The sequence below is a fragment of the Oceanobacillus sp. FSL H7-0719 genome, from assembly GCF_045040795.1.
GTDB lineage: Bacteria > Bacillota > Bacilli > Bacillales > Amphibacillaceae > Oceanobacillus.
In genome coordinates, this window is sequence record NZ_CP150301.1 from 1,163,134 (window position 1) to 1,179,371 (window position 16,238).

The following is a 16,238-nucleotide window of genomic DNA, read 5'->3' on the forward strand; positions in this document are numbered from 1 at the left end:
AGTGTACGATAAGCTCCATACGCTCTGACGATATCGTTCTAAAGGAATAAAATACCCTCGCTCTAATAGATTAGCGAGGGTATTTTATATGGCTTTATTTAGCGACGTATAACTTTTCCGCTGCAATTTCTTCTAGCGCGACTCCAACGGGTTTGTAAGACTTTGGTTTTTCTACTAATGCATCCGCATCGTCCGCTAATTGTCGTGCACGTCTTGAGGATAATGTAACAAGCACATATTTTGAATTAATTTTTTCCTGTAACTGATCAATTGACGGTTCAAGCATCATATTATTCAGCCTCCAATATCTTTTTATATTGTTTTTCAACACGTTCTCTTCGTAAATGCTCGCTTTGAATAATTGATTTGACTCTATCTACTGCCAGATTTACATCATCATTGACGACAACATAATCGTAAGCATGCATCATTTCAATTTCTGTCCGAGCCTCTTTTAATCGGTTGAGAACTAGTTCCTGTGATTCCGTTCCGCGACCCTCGATCCGATTTTTCAGTTCATCAAGGCTAGGAGGGAATAAGAAAATGAATACTCCTTGGGGAAAGTTCTTTTTCACTTGCAAAGCACCTTGTACTTCTATTTCAAGAAATACATCTTTCCCGTTTGCTAAAGTTTCTTCAACATATGCTCGAGGCGTGCCATAATAGTTATTAACATATTTTGCATATTCTAAAAGCTGACCATTCTCAATCATTTGTTCGAAGTCCTCTTTTGAACGGTAAAAGTAATCAACGCCATCCGCTTCACCTGGTCGCATATCTCTAGTTGTCATCGAAATAGAGTATTGCAAATCCGTTTTTTCCTCAAAAAGCTTTTTGCGGACTGTTCCTTTTCCAACTCCTGATGGACCTGAAAGGATAAATAAAATACCCGACTCATCCTTCAATTACAATTCCTCCTAAATTGCTAGCTCACTTATATAGAGAATCTATATGAATAAACTATCTGTTATTCTTCTGTCATTTCTTCATGTGAAATTACTCTTTGACCTACAGTTTCAGGCTGAACAGCAGAAAGAATAACATGGTCACTATCTGTAATAATCACTGCTCTTGTTCTCCTGCCGTAAGTAGCATCAACCAGCTTGTTGTTATCACGGGCAACAGAAATAACCCGTTTGATTGGTGCTGATTCTGGAGATACAATGGAAATAATACGATTTGCTGATACAACATTACCGAAACCGATATTTATTAATGCCAAATTCAAATTTTTTCCCCCTCTATCAGCAAAAATCTAATATATATACTATACTTTAATTTAACAAAAAACTAGAGGAAAAACCAGTATTCCTTCCTATTTCACTCGATATTCTGTACTTGCTCCTTTATTTTCTCAATTTCGCTTTTTAATAAAACGTCTAGTTGATTTATTTCTTCATCCATAGATTTAGAACCAATTGTGTTTGCCTCACGGTGCATTTCCTGACAAATGAAATCAAGCTTGCGCCCAACGCTTCCTTCTTCTGATAGTGTTTTTTTCATTTGTTCTATGTGACTCCCAAGGCGAATTAGTTCTTCTGTAATATCACCTTTCTCAGCTAGAATTGCTACTTCCTGGTGCAATCTGGGCATATCCAAATGGGATATATTGGAAGTGTGTTCTTTAATCCGTTGTATTATTCTATCCTGATATTCTTTGATCACTTTTGTTTGAATCAGCTGCAGTTTACCAGTTAATTCTCTCATCTTATAAAGACGCTGTATAATATCCTTTTCAAGAAAATCTCCTTCAGTTTCCCGCATAGCAAGTAATTCTGTGCAAGCTTTTTCTAAAACATACTGAAGTGAATCCTTAAGTTCGTCATCCATCTCTTCCTCTTCGTATACCTCAAAAATATCTGGCAAGGATACAAGGATGGAAGCTGGTATATCTCCCTCAAGCTGGTGACGTTTTTTAATTTGTTTGATATGATTCATATATTGATCAAGCAATTCCCAGTCCACTTGAAGATCCCTGTGAATACTTCCTTGACCGCTTATTGTAATATACACTTCTATTTTGCCACGGCTGAAAAATTGTTTGATCGTTTTTTTAAAAGTTTCCTCTAAAAATAACAAGTTCCTTGGCATTTTCATTGTAATATCTAAAAAACGGTGATTGATAGAACGCATTTCAATAGTTAGCATATGTTCTTTTATTTGAACAGTTTCTTTTCCATAACCTGTCATGCTTTTAACCAAGTTAATCACATCCTTTGCTGTTACCAGTATACCAAGCATACAGCAAATAGAAAATATTGGAATAGTCTTTTTTCGAATCCTATTTTATGGAAGTTAAGTAAATAGAGAAGGAACTTATCACATTTTTTGTAATAAGTCCCTCTAAATTACGCTATTTTTTTGTGACAGCAAATAATATTGTTGGGATAATACTTAAAATAAGGATAAGCAGCCAATCCATGAGATCTAATGCGGTTGTATGGAATATCGGCTGTAACGGCGACCAGTAAACAACAACTAATAGCAACAGAACAGAGGATATTACAGCAAAGTTTAAATACTTATTTTCAAAAGGATTTCTGGCAAAAATTGATTTTTCGCTGCGACAATCAAATACATGAATTAATTGTGCCATTACAAGTGTTGAAAAAGTAACCGTTTGTGCATATACAAGGTTTTCAGAATTGTTCTGAAAGGTAATCATAAATGCCAGTAGTGAAACGAGTCCAATCATGATTCCACGGCTGATAATTTTGTATCCCAGTCCTCTGGCAAAAATACCCTCTCTTGGATTTCTTGGTCCCCTTTTCATTACATCTCCTTCTGATGTATCCATACCTAATGCCATTGCCGGGAGTCCGTCTGTAACAAGATTCACCCAAAGTATTTGTACAGGTACAAGCGGCAGCGGCAGGGCGAGCAAAACTGCAAAAAGCATAACAAGTATTTCTCCCACATTTGATGCTAACAAATAGCGGATAAATTTCCTGATATTTTCATAAATATTTCGGCCTTCGTCAATTGCAGCTTTGATTGTCGCAAAGTTGTCATCCATCAATACCAGCGAGGAAGCTTCTTTCGTAACATCCGTTCCACTTAGCCCCATACTTATTCCGATGTCAGCTGCTTTAATCGATGGTGAGTCATTTACACCATCTCCCGTCATAGCTACAACATGCCCTCGACTTTGAAATGCTTTAACAATTCGCAGCTTATGTTCAGGAGTTACTCTGGCAAATACGTATATATCTTCAATTTGTTTTTCAAGGTCATACTGGGACATCGTGTTCAATTCACTCCCCGGAACAACTCTTCCAGCTTCAGGCAAAAGATCTAGTTTTTTCGCAATTGCGGTAGCGGTATTTAAATGATCCCCTGTAATCATAACCGTTTTTATTCCTGCTTGTTTACAGGCTGCAATTGCTGTTTTTACTTCTTTTCGCGGCGGGTCCATCATACCGTATAAACCGATGAATGTAATATCTTTTTCCAATTGGGAAGGTTGGATTGAATCGCCCTTAACAATCGGCTTGATACCAATCCCAATAATCCGCAAAGCTTCATCTGCCATTTTTTCAACAACACCATTCAGCTTCCTGCTTCGAGCCGAATCAAGCTGTTTTCTTCCATCTTTTGTCATAATAAAGCTTGAGCGAGGCAATAAAACCTCTGGTGCACCTTTCACAATTAAAAACTGCATTCCGTTATCATCCTCAACGATAACACTCATTCTTTTTCGATCAGAATCAAAAGGAAATTCTTTTATTACTCGATAGTCTGTTTTTGCCCTGTCATCAATCCCAAGTTTTCTGGCAGCAACAACTAGTGCTCCATCTACTGGGTCCCCATCAATATAATATTTCCCTTTTTTTATATTTAATGTTGCATGATTACATAGAACACCATAGAGCAGCATGGATTCAATGTTCGGATAAGACCTGTCCACTTCTCTTCCGCTCAGTAAAATCTCACCATCAGTATGGTAGCCCTCTCCCGTAAGATGTAATAAATCATCATTAAGATAAATGTTTTTAACCGTCATTTGATTTTCTGTCATTGTACCTGTCTTATCGGAACAAATAACAGAAGCAGAACCTAGTGTTTCGACTGAAGATAATTTTCTGACAATTGCTTTACGCTTAATCATCCGCTGCACTCCAAGTGACAATGCCACAGTTACAATAGCCGGGAGGCCTTCAGGAATCGCAGCAACCGCGAGAGATACTCCTGCCAAGAACATATGATACATTGGTCTTCCTTGCATCACGCCAAGAATTACTACAAGTGCAGTCATAATAAAAGCAACGATAATCAGGATTTTACCAAGTTCAGCTAGTCTTCTTTCCAATGGTGTAACAATCTTTTTCGTCGTCAGCATAAGTGACGCAATCTTCCCCATTTCAGTGTCCATTCCTGTTTTCACAACAATGCCAGTACCATTCCCTTTTGTAACAAGCGTCCCCATGAAACCAATATTCAGTTGATCTTGGGCATCAAGGTTCGCTTTTTTCATCGCTTGTCCACTTTTTGCCACAGGCAGAGATTCACCAGTTAGTGCGGATTCCTCCATTTCAAGACTGTTCGCCTGTGCGATGCGTATATCAGCTGGCACCCTGTCCCCACTGTTAACTTTAATAATATCTCCAACTACAAGTTCACGGGCAGGAATCCTTTTCCAGCCGCCCTCTCTTTTTACATGAGCAAGCGGGGCAGATAATTGTTTTATCTTTTCCAGTGAATTCTCTGCTTTCTGCTCTTGAAAATAGCCAATACACCCATTAACCAATACGATTATCAAAATTGCTATCGCATCAATGAATTCACCTAAAAGACCGGCAATCAAAGTGGCACCCAAGAGAACAATTACCATGAAATCCTGAAATTGTTTAAGAAAAATTAGCCAGCGCGGCATCTGTTTTTGCCCCGTTAATTCATTTTCTCCGAATTTTTTTCTTGCAGCTTGTACCTGTTTTTCCGATAATCCATTATCAGCGGTTACATGTAGTTTTTCTTCTACTTGTTCTACATCTAATTGATACCAATTCATCTCCATTCCTCCAAATCCAAAGATTCCACCATTACTTTCATATGTATGTATCATGAGGATAAATAATGCTATAATTGCCGAAGAGGTGATTACATGCCATTCGATGGAATTGTTACCAAAGCGGTAACACATGAGCTAAGTGAAAACATTATACCTGGAAGAGTTTCTAAAATTTATCAGCCGACTGCATCTGAGTTAGTTATGACTATACGCAGCCACGGTAAAAATCATGCATTGTTATTATCAATTCACCCAACATATGCACGAATGCATTTAACACATGACAGCTTTATAAATCCTAAGGAACCACCAATGTTCTGTATGGTACTTCGTAAGCATCTGGGTGGAGCAGCTGTTCAATCCATTGAACAGGATGGAATGGAAAGGATTATTATCATCACCTTCCAAACACGAAATGAAATTGGCGATGAGAGTGAAAAACAACTCATTATTGAACTGATGGGTAAACATAGTAATATTATTCTTATTAATAAAGACAATGAAAAAATCATTGATAGGATGAAACATATTTCATTATCCCAAAATCGCTATCGAACAGTTCTTCCTGGTTCAGAATATATAAGGCCGCCTGAACAGGATAAGTTAAATCCCCTTGATATCACTGGTGAGGATTTACTAAGAAGACTTGATTTCAATGCCGGGAAGATTGATCAGCAAATCGTTCATAATTTAACTGGTTTCTCTCCTTTTATCGCTAAGGAAATCGTTCACCGTGCTAATCTCGGCTCAACTAAGGTTTATCAGGAGAAATTCGAGGAGTTAAATAACTCCATTAAGTTGAATGAATTTGAACCTGCAATTTATCGTAACGGGAGAGAGGACTTCCATGTACTCAATATCTCTTCCATTGATGGAATGCAAATCCCGTTTGATTCTGTAAATGACATGCTGGATGCATTTTATTCGGGTAAAGCTGAAAGAGACCGTGTAAAACAGCAAGCAAAGGATCTCTCACGCTTTATAAAAACGGAAGTAAGTAAAAATGAGCGGAAATTAAAAAAGCATCAGCAGACTTTGCAAAAAGCTGCTAATGCAAGTCATTATCAAAAATACGGAGAACTGCTAACCGCTCATCTGCATCTTGTAAAACAAGGTGATTCAAAAGTTAAGGTCATTGATTATTATGATCCAGATCAAAAAGAAATTGAAATTGAATTAAATCCAAACAGAACACCAAGTGAAAATGCACAGCGTTTCTTTAAAACCTATCAAAAGCTTAAAAATTCAAAAGTAATGGTTGAAAAAGAAATCGATAAAACACAAGAAGAAATAAATTATTTCGAACAGCTTCACCAGCAAATCGAGGTTGCAAGTGTTGAGGATATCGAGGAAATACGAGAAGAATTACGGGAAGAAGGCTATTTGAAAAAGCAACGAACCAAGAAGCATAAAAATAAATCTAAAAACCCAGCACCAGAGGAATTTTCCGCTTCGGACGGTACAGTAATTCTAGTTGGAAAAAATAATAAACAAAATGAATATTTGACAACAAAGCTTGCACACCGTGATGAAATTTGGCTGCACACGAAAGATATACCTGGTTCGCACGTTGTTATTCGTTCGCAAGATCCTGATGAAGAAACACTGCTTGAGGCAGCACAGCTTGCAGCATATTTTAGTAAATCACAAAATTCATCTGCTGTACCTGTAGACTATACGAAGATTCGTCATGTAAAGAAACCAAATGGTGCAAAACCTGGTTATGTTACTTATGACAACCAAAAAACAATTTATGTAACCCCTTCTGTAGACTTTGTTGCAGAAAGAAGAAAAAAATAAGAAGGATTATTCCCTTACTTGGGAATAGTCCTTCTTTTACTCAGTTAATTATTAAATCTGGATAAAGTGGAATAAGATTATTTTTAGAATAATGACACCCACTCTGCACTAATGCCGCAGCAGATATCATTTTCGCAATTCCAAGCTGTACATTTTTTATTCAATCGCTTGAGGAACTAATTTAACATCTATATTCCCTCTTGTCGCTTTAGAATACGGACAAAATTGGTGTGCTGCTTCAACCAATTCTTCTGCATCTTCAGGGCTTACCCCTTGAACTTCGACATTCATGGTTACACCGATTTTAAATCCGCCATCTTCTTTATCCTTCATAAAGCTGACTTCAGCAGTTGTTGTAGAATCAATTTGTTTATCTTTTTTTGATGCTACTAAATTTAGCGCTCCATCAAAGCAGGCTGCATAGCCCGCAGCAAATAACTGTTCGGGATTCGATCCTTTTCCTTCTTTATTTTCTGCTGGGTTTACTAGATCTAAGTCAATCATTCCATCTGACGACTTTACATGACCGTCTCGTCCATTCTTTGCTGTTGCACTTGACGTAAATAATATATCACTCATCCAAACCCCTCCTTTTAAAGCTGGTAATTGTTTTCCACTTTTACTGAAGGGTTAAACATTTTACTGCAAAGCTCTAACAAACCTTTAGTTCACGAAATTTACAAATCAATATATTATTTAAACTGCTGATCATCTTAACTCAGAGCAAATGCTTTTCCTGTCCGCCTATTCGACTGGAATTCTGCGGTCCATATCCCCCTCGCCAGCCGCGGCGGCAAACGCAATATGGTTGGCTCGCGGCTGCCTGCAGTAAATATTGATGTTTCATTTCCAAAAGTGAAATGTATTTTTGTCTATAAAAATTTCGTTGTATTTAGGGCTTGAATAAAGTGTTCTACCTGCGGAAGCTGTTTTGCTCCTTCTTGGTAGCAGACCCATGTATCACGTGTGACCGGTTCTCCATCTAATGTTAAAGCAATATGCGGGTATTCTTCCATCATTTTATCTGAAACACTTTCTGGAAGAACCGCCATTCCAATCCCTTGTTTCATAAATTGCTTGCATGTTTCTATTTGATCCACTGTCATCGTCTTCAATGGTTTTATTAAATGCTGATGATAGTAAAGCCAATGATCAACAAGCTCATGCATGCTATCATCACTTTTAAACGAAATTAATGGCCTTTCTTTTAGCTCATCTTTTGGGAATGGCTCCGTGTCGAAAATATAAAGCGGGTCGGCAAATAACCGCTCATTCGTGCTTTCCTTTAATTTCTCTCCACGAATGATGCAAACATCATATTTTTTATGGTCCCTGCGAATATCTTCACTAATCCCTGTTACAAGGTCAATTGCAACTTTCGGAAATTTACTCGTATATTCTCCAAGGATTGCAGGAAGAAAACGCTGGCTGATAAGTGATGAACAAGCAATCGACAAAGTTCCCTGCACTTCTTCACTGGATTGGGCAAGTTCGTTCATAATCGCTTGTTCCTTTTCGACAACCTCTTTGGCATGCTTTAAAATAAGCTCGCCAATTGGGGTCAGTTTTAAACGTTTTGATGTTCTAATAAATATTTGTTCACCAAAATAATTTTCAATATATCTTAAACGCTGTGTTACTGCGGGCTGAGAAATAAGCACCACTTTTGCTGTTCCCCTTATCGTCCCGACTTCATTCAATTTTAAAAGAAGCTCATAATCATCTATCTTCATCAATATCCATCCTTGCTGCTAGCTGTTATATTCATTATATACGAATTTTAAGCTGATATCAGCAATCCGGTTCTACTTGATTGATTGAACGAGCTCTTCTCTCCATGCAAGCATTTCATATTTTTCATTTGCAGTGATTTCATTCTTAATTTCGAGTTCATTTAATAGATTATCAAAATCAGTAATTGTTGCAAATCTATGACCTGCATTGTTAAAATTATCCTCTGCTTGTTTAAGACCATAAGAAAATATTGCTAAGACGCCGACTACATTCGCCCCTGCCTCTTGAAGCGCCTGTGCTGCATCAATCGAAGAACCACCAGTTGAGATAAGATCCTCAATTACTAAAACACGCTGTCCTTGCTGCAACTGTCCTTCAACCTGATTGCCCTTACCATGGGCTTTGGGCTTGGAACGCACATAAACCATTGGCAAATCCAGCTCTGCACTCAACCATGCAGCATGTGGAATGCCTGCTGTCGCACAGCCAGCGATTACATCAGGCATTAGATTTTTTTCTTTAATCATTGAGATAAAACCTTTAATAATTTTCTTGCGCAGTTCAGGAAAAGACATAATTAAACGATTGTCGCAATATATTGGCGATTTTATCCCTGAGGTCCATATAAAGTAATTCTCTGGATTTAACTGGACAGCTTCAATTTTTAATAAATCACGGATAATCTCCTGCTCAATAGCCATTTTCCAACATCCCCCTTAATGCAGTTTTATAAGCTTTCTTTGGTTTTTTTGCTCTTGTGATGCTTCTCCCGATAACTAACCTATCTGCACCAGCTTCTTTTGCAAATTCTGGTGTAGCGATACGCTGCTGATCATCTGCACTTGAGTCTTTTAGGCGAATTCCCGGAGTTACTGTGAGAAATTCTTTTCCACAAACTTGTTTTATTTGGCCTGCTTCATGCACAGAACAAACGACTCCATCAGCCCCACTATTCTTGGACATTGCAGCCAAATGTGTTACTTGTTCATTTAACTTGCCTTGAATATGTAATTCATCGTTCATACTTATTTCGTTCATTGATGTAAGAATCGTTACTGCGATCAGCTTCGTATTTGACGCTCCGCCCCGAAGCAACCCCTCTTTTGCACGTTTTATCATTTCACTGCCGCCAAGTGCATGAACATTAACAATATCTACTCCCAATGATGCTAGATTTTCCATCGCTCGTTCCACAGTTGTTGGAATATCATGGAGTTTTAAATCGAGAAAGATTGGATGATTGTTTTTCTTCAGCTTTTCGATAATCTGATGACCTTCCCTATAAAATAATTCCATGCCTACTTTCACGGGAATACCGCTAAGTTCATTCCTAATAAGAAATTGTTCCACTTGCTGTCCATCTGGAAAATCAAGCGCTAAATAAATTGGATTCTTCATATGAATACCGCCTTTCCAACTGCTTCTTCAACAGATTGAAAACCGTATTTTTCTAAGACAACAGGTAATTCATCGATAATTTCTGATAAAATAAATGGATTACGGAAATTTTCTGTACCAATTGCCACTGCATTTGCCCCAGCAAGTAAAAATTCTAATACATCCTCAGCATTGGCAATGCCACCCATTCCTATAATCGGCAATGAAACTTGCTGGCTCACTTCATAAATCATTCGAATCGCAACCGGTTTAATTGCAGGACCAGATAATCCTCCAGTTTTATTTGCAATTAGGGGACGGCGTGCCTTTAAGTCCATTCGCATGCCCGTTAATGTGTTAATCATTGACAAACCAGCAGCACCTGCCGCCTCAACAGCTTTCGCCATTGCTGTGATATCGGACACATTCGGTGACAGTTTAACATATACAGGCTTTACACTCGCCGCAACAACTCTTGCAGTCACTTCCTTGGCCATACATGGATCTGTGCCAAATTGAATGCCGCCTTCTTTTACATTAGGACAGGATATATTAAGCTCCAAAGCATGAACATTTGGCTGATGATTAAATTTGGCAGCAACTGTTTCATATTCCTCAATCGTACTGCCAGCAATATTGGCGATAATAGAAGTATTATATTTTGCGAGAAATGGGACTTCTTCCGCAATGATTTTATCCACACCAGGATTTTGCAGTCCAATAGCATTAAGCATGCCACTGGAAGTTTCTGCAACGCGTGGAGTTGGATTTCCTAAACGCTTTTCCCCAGTAGCTGCCTTCATCATAACCGCACCAAGCTTGCTTAAATCATAGAATTCGCTGTATTCTCTGCCAAATCCAAAACAGCCGGAGGCCGGCATGACTGGATTTTTTAGATTGAGACCTGGTAATTGAACGGTTAGATCAATCATAAAATTACCTCCTCTGCCTTAAATACGGGACCACTCTGGCAAATCTTTTTATAACCCTGTTCTGTTTTTGCCGGAATAATGCAAGCAGAACAAGCACCGATACCGCAACCCATTCTTTCCTCTAATGATATATACCCGTTATGGGTTACTAGCTTTTCTGTTACTGCCTTTAGCATGCCTTTCGGGCCACAGGAATAAAACCTTTCAAAAGCTGGAAGATCGGGAAGTATATCTGTTACAAACCCCTTCTTACCATATGAACCGTCATCAGTAACGATAATTGTTTCTCCTATTTGACTAAAGGCATCTTCATAGAAAACATGCTCCTTAGATTGAAAGCCCAATACGGAAATAACTGTTGCGCCGAAATGCTTTAATTGCTTTCCAAGATAATAGAGTGGTGGTACGCCAATCCCACCTCCAATGAGAACAACTGTTTCACCTCGCATCTCTTCAACTGGAAAGCCATTCCCATTTGGCCCAATCACGTCCAGCGTCATTCCCTTTTTAAATTCTGAGAGCTTTTCCGTTCCTTTTCCTAAGACTTTAAACAAGACAGTTAATACACTTTTTTCTTTATTTATATCTGCAATCGATATTGGTCTTCTTAAGGTATAGCCAGGCAATGATATATAAATAAATTGGCCTGGAGAAGCATGCTTTGTTATATATTCTTCCCGCAGCTCCATTTCAAACGTATCAAGCGCAATTTGTTTCATATTAATAATTTCCATTTCTACTTTTCGAATCATCACTTCGACCTCTTTTTTAAATAATATGGAAGATCTGACAAGCTAAATAAAAACTATGCAAGATTACGATAAACAACTTTCCCAGCCACCATTGTCAGCACTGGGTCACCATAAACCTTCCAGCCATCGAATGGTGTATTTTTGCCTTTCGAGTAAAATTGATTGCGGTCGATGGTTATTTCTTTTGCCAAATCAACCAGTACAAGATCCGCGATTCTATTATTTGTTAGATGACCGTATGGCAGGTCAAACACTTCTGCTGGTTTAACGGCAAGGTAATCAATCAGCTGTGACAAACTCATTTTTCCCTCTTTCACTAAATGTGTATAAAGCAGGGAGAATGCCGTTTCTAAGCCGGTAATTCCAAAGGGTGCGTGTAAGAAGCCTTTTGCTTTTTCCTCTGCAGTATGCGGTGCATGGTCAGTTGCAATAAAATCAATTGTTCCATCTAGAAGTCCTTCAAATAATGCTGTCTGGTCTTCCTTTGTTCTTAGAGGAGGATTCATTTTAAAATCAGCATCGGCATCTTTAATATCTGCTTCATTCAGCAATAAATGATGCGGAGTTACTTCAGCAGTTACATGAATGCCTGCTCGCTTAGCATCACGGATAACCCGTACAGACTCCTTTGTACTCACATGACATACATGATAGTGACAGCCTGCTTTCTCGGCTAATAGAACATCTCTAGCTATTTGCACGGATTCACTGATTGATGGCAGACCTGGTAAATCTAGCCGTTGACTGATTTCACCATCATGGACAACACCACCATAGATAATTGTATTGTCCTCACAATGCGCAACAATTGATTTTCCAGCTGCTGCAGCGTCCTGCATAGCCTTTAGCATAGAATCTGCTGTTTGTATACCAACACCATCATCTGTAAAGGCAAAGGCTCCAGCTTCTGTTAAACTGTTAATATCTGTGCGTTCAGCTCCAGACAAGCCTTTGGTAATTGAAGCATATGGAAGCACCCTTACTACTGCGTCTTCTCTGATCTTTTCTAGTAAATTTGAAAGTGTATCTGCCGTGTCAGGAACAGGGTTCGTGTTTGGCATTGCACAAACTGTTGTAAAGCCGCCACGTGCCGCCGCTAATGTTCCTGTTTTTATCGTTTCTTTCTGTTCTCCACCTGGCTCCCGCAAATGGATATGAACATCGATAAATCCTGGCAGCACCAAGTTTCCTTTACAGTCAATCACATCATCTGCAGCTTGATTGACTTTTTCCGCTATTTCAGTAATCTTTTGTCCTTCAATTAAAATTTCACAATCTATCAATTCATCAGTTGCTGATAATCGTTTGACATTTATTAATCGTGTTTTCATTAATAATCCCCCAGTTTTTTAATAACTCTGTAATAATTGCCATACGCACGTATACCCCATTTTCCATTTGCTTAAAAATACGTGACTTCTTGCACTCAACAAGATTTGTATCTATTTCTATCCCGCGATTTATTGGCGCAGGATGCATAATAATTGCATGCTTCTTCAATCTTTTCTCTCGCTCTTTCGATAATCCATAAGCTGGCAAGTAATCCTGCATGCCTACGGAATAATCGTGTCTTTCATGCTGCACACGGAGCAGCATAACAACATCACATACTTCCACAGCTTCATCCATAGGCAGATAAGGAAAATCCAGTGTTTCTCTTTCAAATCCTGGTACTGCACTCAGATAGACCTTTGCTCCTAATTTTTGTAAAGCGATTGCATTGGAACGGGCTACACGACTATGCTTAATATCTCCAGCAATTACAATCTTTAAATCTTTAATTCTTCCAAATTCTTGATAGATTGTCAGTAAATCAAGCATTGTTTGTGTTGGATGCTCCGCGGCGCCAGCTCCTGCATTAATAACCGGAATAGATAGCTTGCCTTCGAGATCTTCATACCAGGTATCTGATTCATGACGAATGACTAGCAAGTTTGCTCCGATAGCTTCGAAGGTTTTTGCAGTATCATATAAAGATTCTCCTTTCAACACACTTGAATTCCCTGCGTGAAAATCAAGATTATCTAATCCCAGTCTCCGCTCTGCTACAACAAAGCTCATTTTCGTTCTAGTGCTTGGTTCAAAGAATAAATTAGCTGCAAAAACCGGTACCTTCATTTCGAAATTGCTATTCCTGTAATCCTCAGCTGTTTTCAATAGTGATAAGATCTGTTCATTGGATAATTGGTCTACAGATATAAAATGTTTCATCATTCTACCTCCACTTTCCTTAATAGGTTTAATATTTTGGTGGTTGTTCCATGAAACGGCTGTAATTATTCTGCATAAAAAAATCTTCTTACAAAAGGATGTAAGAAGATAGCCATGCAGCTTAAGCATATAATTGCTTAAGCACATGTGGATTACAACCTTTTAAATCTCTCTGGATTTAATTAAAAGTTTATCTGTTTATTTTTCATAAATCGAAACTTGATCATCTTCATCAATTTCATCTAAAGCTACAACAATAATTTCTTTATCAGAGGTTGGAATATTCTTTCCAACATAGTCTGCACGAATCGGCAGCTCACGGTGACCGCGATCTATCAGAACACCAAGCTGAATTTGGGAAGGTCTGCCAATGTCAATTACGGCATCCATCGCTGCTCTAACTGTTCTTCCAGTGAATAAAACATCATCAACTAAAACAACAAGTTTCCCTGTAATTTCAATATTAATACTTGTTGCTTTCAATTCTGGTTCATCATTTTCTGTAGCTTTTTCCAAATCATCACGGTATAAAGTAATATCCAGTTCACCTATTGGGACTGTGGTATTTTCAATCTGTCTAATCTTTTCCTGAAGTCTGTTCGCTAATGGTACACCGCGTGTTTTAATTCCCACAAGAACAAGATCTTCTGCACCTTTATTCTTCTCTAATATTTCATGTGCCATGCGGGTCAATGCCCGGTTCATAGCCGAATGATCAAGTACTACTGCTTTTTTTTTCATATTCTGCTTCCTCCAATATTGTGACATCCTACTATGAACAGCCATAATAAAAATCCCTCTTCTTATTGTGAGAAAAGGGATTTGAACATACGAACAGTGTTTAATTTCAGTATTCTCCCTTTGCAGTCTCACAGGACTATAATTAAAGGTATGATATTGTTATTCATTATTTCAAAATATATCTTCTGTGTCAATACATTTTTTCAATTGTTTTTAGTGCTTCAGCAAAATATGCTGGTATCTCTGATTCAAAATGCATCCATTCATTTTTAATCGGATGCATAAATCCTACTGACTTCGCATGCAGTGCTTGTCCACCAAGCTCCATCGTTTTTCTTGGTCCATAAAGCGGATCACCAACTAATGGAAAATCAATATACCGCATGTGTACACGTATTTGATGTGTACGGCCTGTTTCCAGCTTACATTCAATATAGGTATAATCAGGAAATCGATTCAAGACTCGAAAATGAGTGATTGCCGATTTACCATTATCTACAACAGCCATCCGCTGTCTATTTTTCGGATCTCTTCCAATCGGAGCATCCACCATTCCAGATTCATGCGGAATTTCTCCATGTACGAGCGCAATGTATTTACGCTCTACTTCTCTTTTCGCAAGCTGCTCAGATAATCCAATATGCGCCTGATCATTTTTGGCTACGATTAAAAGGCCACTCGTATCCTTATCAATACGGTGAACAATGCCAGGCCGCTCTACACCATGTATGCCCGATAAATCATTGCAATGGTATAATAATGCATTCACCAATGTGCCTGAGCCATGTCCTGCTGATGGATGGACTACCATCCCCCGCGGCTTGTTAATTACAAGCAAATCACTATCCTCATAAATAATATCAAGCGGGATGTTTTCAGCTTCGATTTCCAATGGCTTTACTTCGGGAATCTGCCACTCAATTTCATCACCTGTCTGACACTTGTAATTTGCTTTAACTTTTGCTTTATTCACTTGAACATAACCATCTTCTATCCATGTTTGGATTTGTGATCTGGAAATGTCCGGATTGATTTCTGCAAGCAGCTTATCAATTCTTTGTTTATTTTGTTCTTCAGTTACTTTCTGATAAAAAGAACTCATTTCTTTGCTCTTTCCTTCCTTTTTTCATTTCTTTCTTCCAAAATAGTTGCGATAATAACAAGAATAACACCGATGGTTAATGCAGAATCAGCAACATTAAAAATTGGAAAATGATAATTTCCAAATATAAAGCTGGCAAAATCAACTACTTCCTGCCTGAAGAGGCGGTCAATAAAGTTTCCAATAGCTCCACCCAAGAGCAGGCTTAGTGAAATTGCTAGAAGTGTATTGTTCTTAGCGTATCTCTGCATGTAATAAACGATAACAACAATTACAATCATCGTTATGATATAGAAGAAAAACATCTGACCTTGTAATATTCCCCACGCTGCACCACTGTTCCGGTGTGAGGTGAGATAGAAAAAGTCTTCAATTATTGGTATTCTTTGACCAATTTCCATATTGGCAACGACAAGCCATTTTGTAAATTGATCGATTAGAATGACGATAAGTGCGACAAGATAATATCTTAACATTTATGCTCCTCCGATTAACCTGCTTCATATCAAATATATAATCTTTATTTATCTTATACTTTCAAGTATTGAATTACAAGAAGAAGCACTATATAAATTATCACC

Annotated in this window: 17 protein-coding genes; 1 reads left to right on the plus strand and 16 read right to left on the minus strand. The window is 38.2% G+C overall.

Going from position 1 to position 16,238, the window contains the following annotated elements:
* Window positions 1-94: 94 nt before the first annotated feature.
* The 5 genes from rpoZ to NST93_RS06370 form a co-directional block, all read right to left on the minus strand.
* Window positions 95-289 carry a DNA-directed RNA polymerase subunit omega gene (rpoZ, locus tag NST93_RS06350; protein ID WP_405102305.1) on the minus strand — a complete coding sequence of 65 codons (195 nt, stop codon included), beginning with the start codon at window positions 287-289 and terminating at the stop codon, window positions 95-97.
* A 1-nt stretch (window position 290) separates the two neighbouring features.
* Window positions 291-905 carry a guanylate kinase gene (gene gmk / locus NST93_RS06355; RefSeq protein WP_405102307.1) on the minus strand — a complete coding sequence of 205 codons (615 nt, stop codon included), beginning with the start codon at window positions 903-905 and terminating at the stop codon, window positions 291-293.
* A 62-nt stretch (window positions 906-967) separates the two neighbouring features.
* Window positions 968-1,228, minus strand: a complete 261-nt coding sequence (remA, locus tag NST93_RS06360; protein ID WP_405102309.1) for an extracellular matrix/biofilm regulator RemA — start codon at window positions 1,226-1,228, stop codon at window positions 968-970.
* A gap of 92 nt (window positions 1,229-1,320) precedes the next feature.
* A complete protein-coding gene (locus tag NST93_RS06365) occupies window positions 1,321-2,202 on the minus strand; it encodes a YicC/YloC family endoribonuclease (protein ID WP_405102311.1) in 882 nt (293 codons plus the stop codon).
* A gap of 151 nt (window positions 2,203-2,353) precedes the next feature.
* The gene (locus tag NST93_RS06370; RefSeq protein WP_405102313.1) at window positions 2,354-5,008 is read right to left on the minus strand and encodes a cation-translocating P-type ATPase; all 2,655 of its coding nucleotides are present in this window, start codon (window positions 5,006-5,008) and stop codon (window positions 2,354-2,356) included.
* Between the two features lie 93 nt (window positions 5,009-5,101).
* Between NST93_RS06370 and NST93_RS06375 the strand changes: the two genes are divergently transcribed.
* Window positions 5,102-6,808: an NFACT family protein gene (locus NST93_RS06375; protein WP_405102315.1), complete on the plus strand. Its 1,707-nt coding sequence runs from the start codon at window positions 5,102-5,104 to the stop codon at window positions 6,806-6,808.
* Between the two features lie 156 nt (window positions 6,809-6,964).
* Here the strand turns inward: NST93_RS06375 and NST93_RS06380 are convergent, their stop codons facing one another.
* The 11 genes from NST93_RS06380 to lspA form a co-directional block, all read right to left on the minus strand.
* On the minus strand, window positions 6,965-7,387 hold the full coding sequence (locus NST93_RS06380) for an organic hydroperoxide resistance protein (protein ID WP_405102317.1): 423 nt from the start codon (window positions 7,385-7,387) through the stop codon (window positions 6,965-6,967).
* 293 nt (window positions 7,388-7,680) lie between these two features.
* Window positions 7,681-8,541: a LysR family transcriptional regulator gene (locus tag NST93_RS06385; protein WP_405102319.1), complete on the minus strand. Its 861-nt coding sequence runs from the start codon at window positions 8,539-8,541 to the stop codon at window positions 7,681-7,683.
* A 72-nt stretch (window positions 8,542-8,613) separates the two neighbouring features.
* The gene (gene pyrE / locus NST93_RS06390) at window positions 8,614-9,243 is read right to left on the minus strand and encodes an orotate phosphoribosyltransferase (RefSeq protein WP_405102321.1); all 630 of its coding nucleotides are present in this window, start codon (window positions 9,241-9,243) and stop codon (window positions 8,614-8,616) included.
* Window positions 9,233-9,940 carry an orotidine-5'-phosphate decarboxylase gene (gene pyrF, locus NST93_RS06395; RefSeq protein WP_405102323.1) on the minus strand — a complete coding sequence of 236 codons (708 nt, stop codon included), beginning with the start codon at window positions 9,938-9,940 and terminating at the stop codon, window positions 9,233-9,235. Before pyrF ends, pyrE begins: the two co-directional genes overlap by 11 nt.
* Window positions 9,937-10,848 (minus strand): dihydroorotate dehydrogenase, encoded by a 912-nt coding sequence (locus NST93_RS06400; protein ID WP_405103778.1) that lies wholly within the window; start codon window positions 10,846-10,848, stop codon window positions 9,937-9,939. The genes pyrF and NST93_RS06400 overlap by 4 nt, the downstream gene beginning before the upstream one ends.
* The gene (locus tag NST93_RS06405) at window positions 10,848-11,603 is read right to left on the minus strand and encodes a dihydroorotate dehydrogenase electron transfer subunit (RefSeq protein ID WP_405102325.1); all 756 of its coding nucleotides are present in this window, start codon (window positions 11,601-11,603) and stop codon (window positions 10,848-10,850) included. Before NST93_RS06405 ends, NST93_RS06400 begins: the two co-directional genes overlap by 1 nt.
* Window positions 11,604-11,656: 53 nt before the next feature.
* Entirely contained in the window at window positions 11,657-12,934 is a 1,278-nt protein-coding gene (locus NST93_RS06410; RefSeq protein ID WP_405102327.1) for a dihydroorotase, read from the minus strand.
* Complete coding sequence (locus NST93_RS06415) at window positions 12,891-13,814, minus strand: aspartate carbamoyltransferase catalytic subunit (RefSeq protein ID WP_405102329.1); 924 nt, start codon at window positions 13,812-13,814, stop codon at window positions 12,891-12,893. Before NST93_RS06415 ends, NST93_RS06410 begins: the two co-directional genes overlap by 44 nt.
* A 198-nt stretch (window positions 13,815-14,012) precedes the next feature.
* Window positions 14,013-14,555, minus strand: a complete 543-nt coding sequence (gene pyrR, locus NST93_RS06420; protein ID WP_405102331.1) for a bifunctional pyr operon transcriptional regulator/uracil phosphoribosyltransferase PyrR — start codon at window positions 14,553-14,555, stop codon at window positions 14,013-14,015.
* 190 nt (window positions 14,556-14,745) lie between these two features.
* Window positions 14,746-15,657, minus strand: a complete 912-nt coding sequence (locus NST93_RS06425; protein WP_405102333.1) for an RluA family pseudouridine synthase — start codon at window positions 15,655-15,657, stop codon at window positions 14,746-14,748.
* Entirely contained in the window at window positions 15,654-16,133 is a 480-nt protein-coding gene (lspA, locus tag NST93_RS06430) for a signal peptidase II (RefSeq protein WP_405102335.1), read from the minus strand. Before lspA ends, NST93_RS06425 begins: the two co-directional genes overlap by 4 nt.
* Window positions 16,134-16,238 lie beyond the last annotated feature (105 nt).

Bases quoted from the DNA above. Each gene is read 5' to 3' on its own strand.
- rpoZ (WP_405102305.1), bottom strand. From the start codon at position 289: ATGATGCTTGAACCGTCAATTGATCAGTTACAGGAAAAAATTAATTCA.
- NST93_RS06370 (WP_405102313.1), bottom strand. From the start codon at position 5,008: ATGAATTGGTATCAATTAGATGTAGAACAAGTAGAAGAAAAACTACAT.
- NST93_RS06375 (WP_405102315.1), top strand. From the start codon at position 5,102: ATGCCATTCGATGGAATTGTTACCAAAGCGGTAACACATGAGCTAAGT.
- NST93_RS06380 (WP_405102317.1), bottom strand. From the start codon at position 7,387: ATGAGTGATATATTATTTACGTCAAGTGCAACAGCAAAGAATGGACGA.
- NST93_RS06385 (WP_405102319.1), bottom strand. From the start codon at position 8,541: ATGAAGATAGATGATTATGAGCTTCTTTTAAAATTGAATGAAGTCGGG.
- pyrE (WP_405102321.1), bottom strand. From the start codon at position 9,243: ATGGCTATTGAGCAGGAGATTATCCGTGATTTATTAAAAATTGAAGCT.
- pyrF (WP_405102323.1), bottom strand. From the start codon at position 9,940: ATGAAGAATCCAATTTATTTAGCGCTTGATTTTCCAGATGGACAGCAA.
- NST93_RS06405 (WP_405102325.1), bottom strand. From the start codon at position 11,603: ATGATTCGAAAAGTAGAAATGGAAATTATTAATATGAAACAAATTGCG.
- NST93_RS06410 (WP_405102327.1), bottom strand. From the start codon at position 12,934: ATGAAAACACGATTAATAAATGTCAAACGATTATCAGCAACTGATGAA.
- NST93_RS06415 (WP_405102329.1), bottom strand. From the start codon at position 13,814: ATGAAACATTTTATATCTGTAGACCAATTATCCAATGAACAGATCTTA.
- pyrR (WP_405102331.1), bottom strand. From the start codon at position 14,555: ATGAAAAAAAAAGCAGTAGTACTTGATCATTCGGCTATGAACCGGGCA.
- NST93_RS06425 (WP_405102333.1), bottom strand. From the start codon at position 15,657: ATGAGTTCTTTTTATCAGAAAGTAACTGAAGAACAAAATAAACAAAGA.
- lspA (WP_405102335.1), bottom strand. From the start codon at position 16,133: ATGTTAAGATATTATCTTGTCGCACTTATCGTCATTCTAATCGATCAA.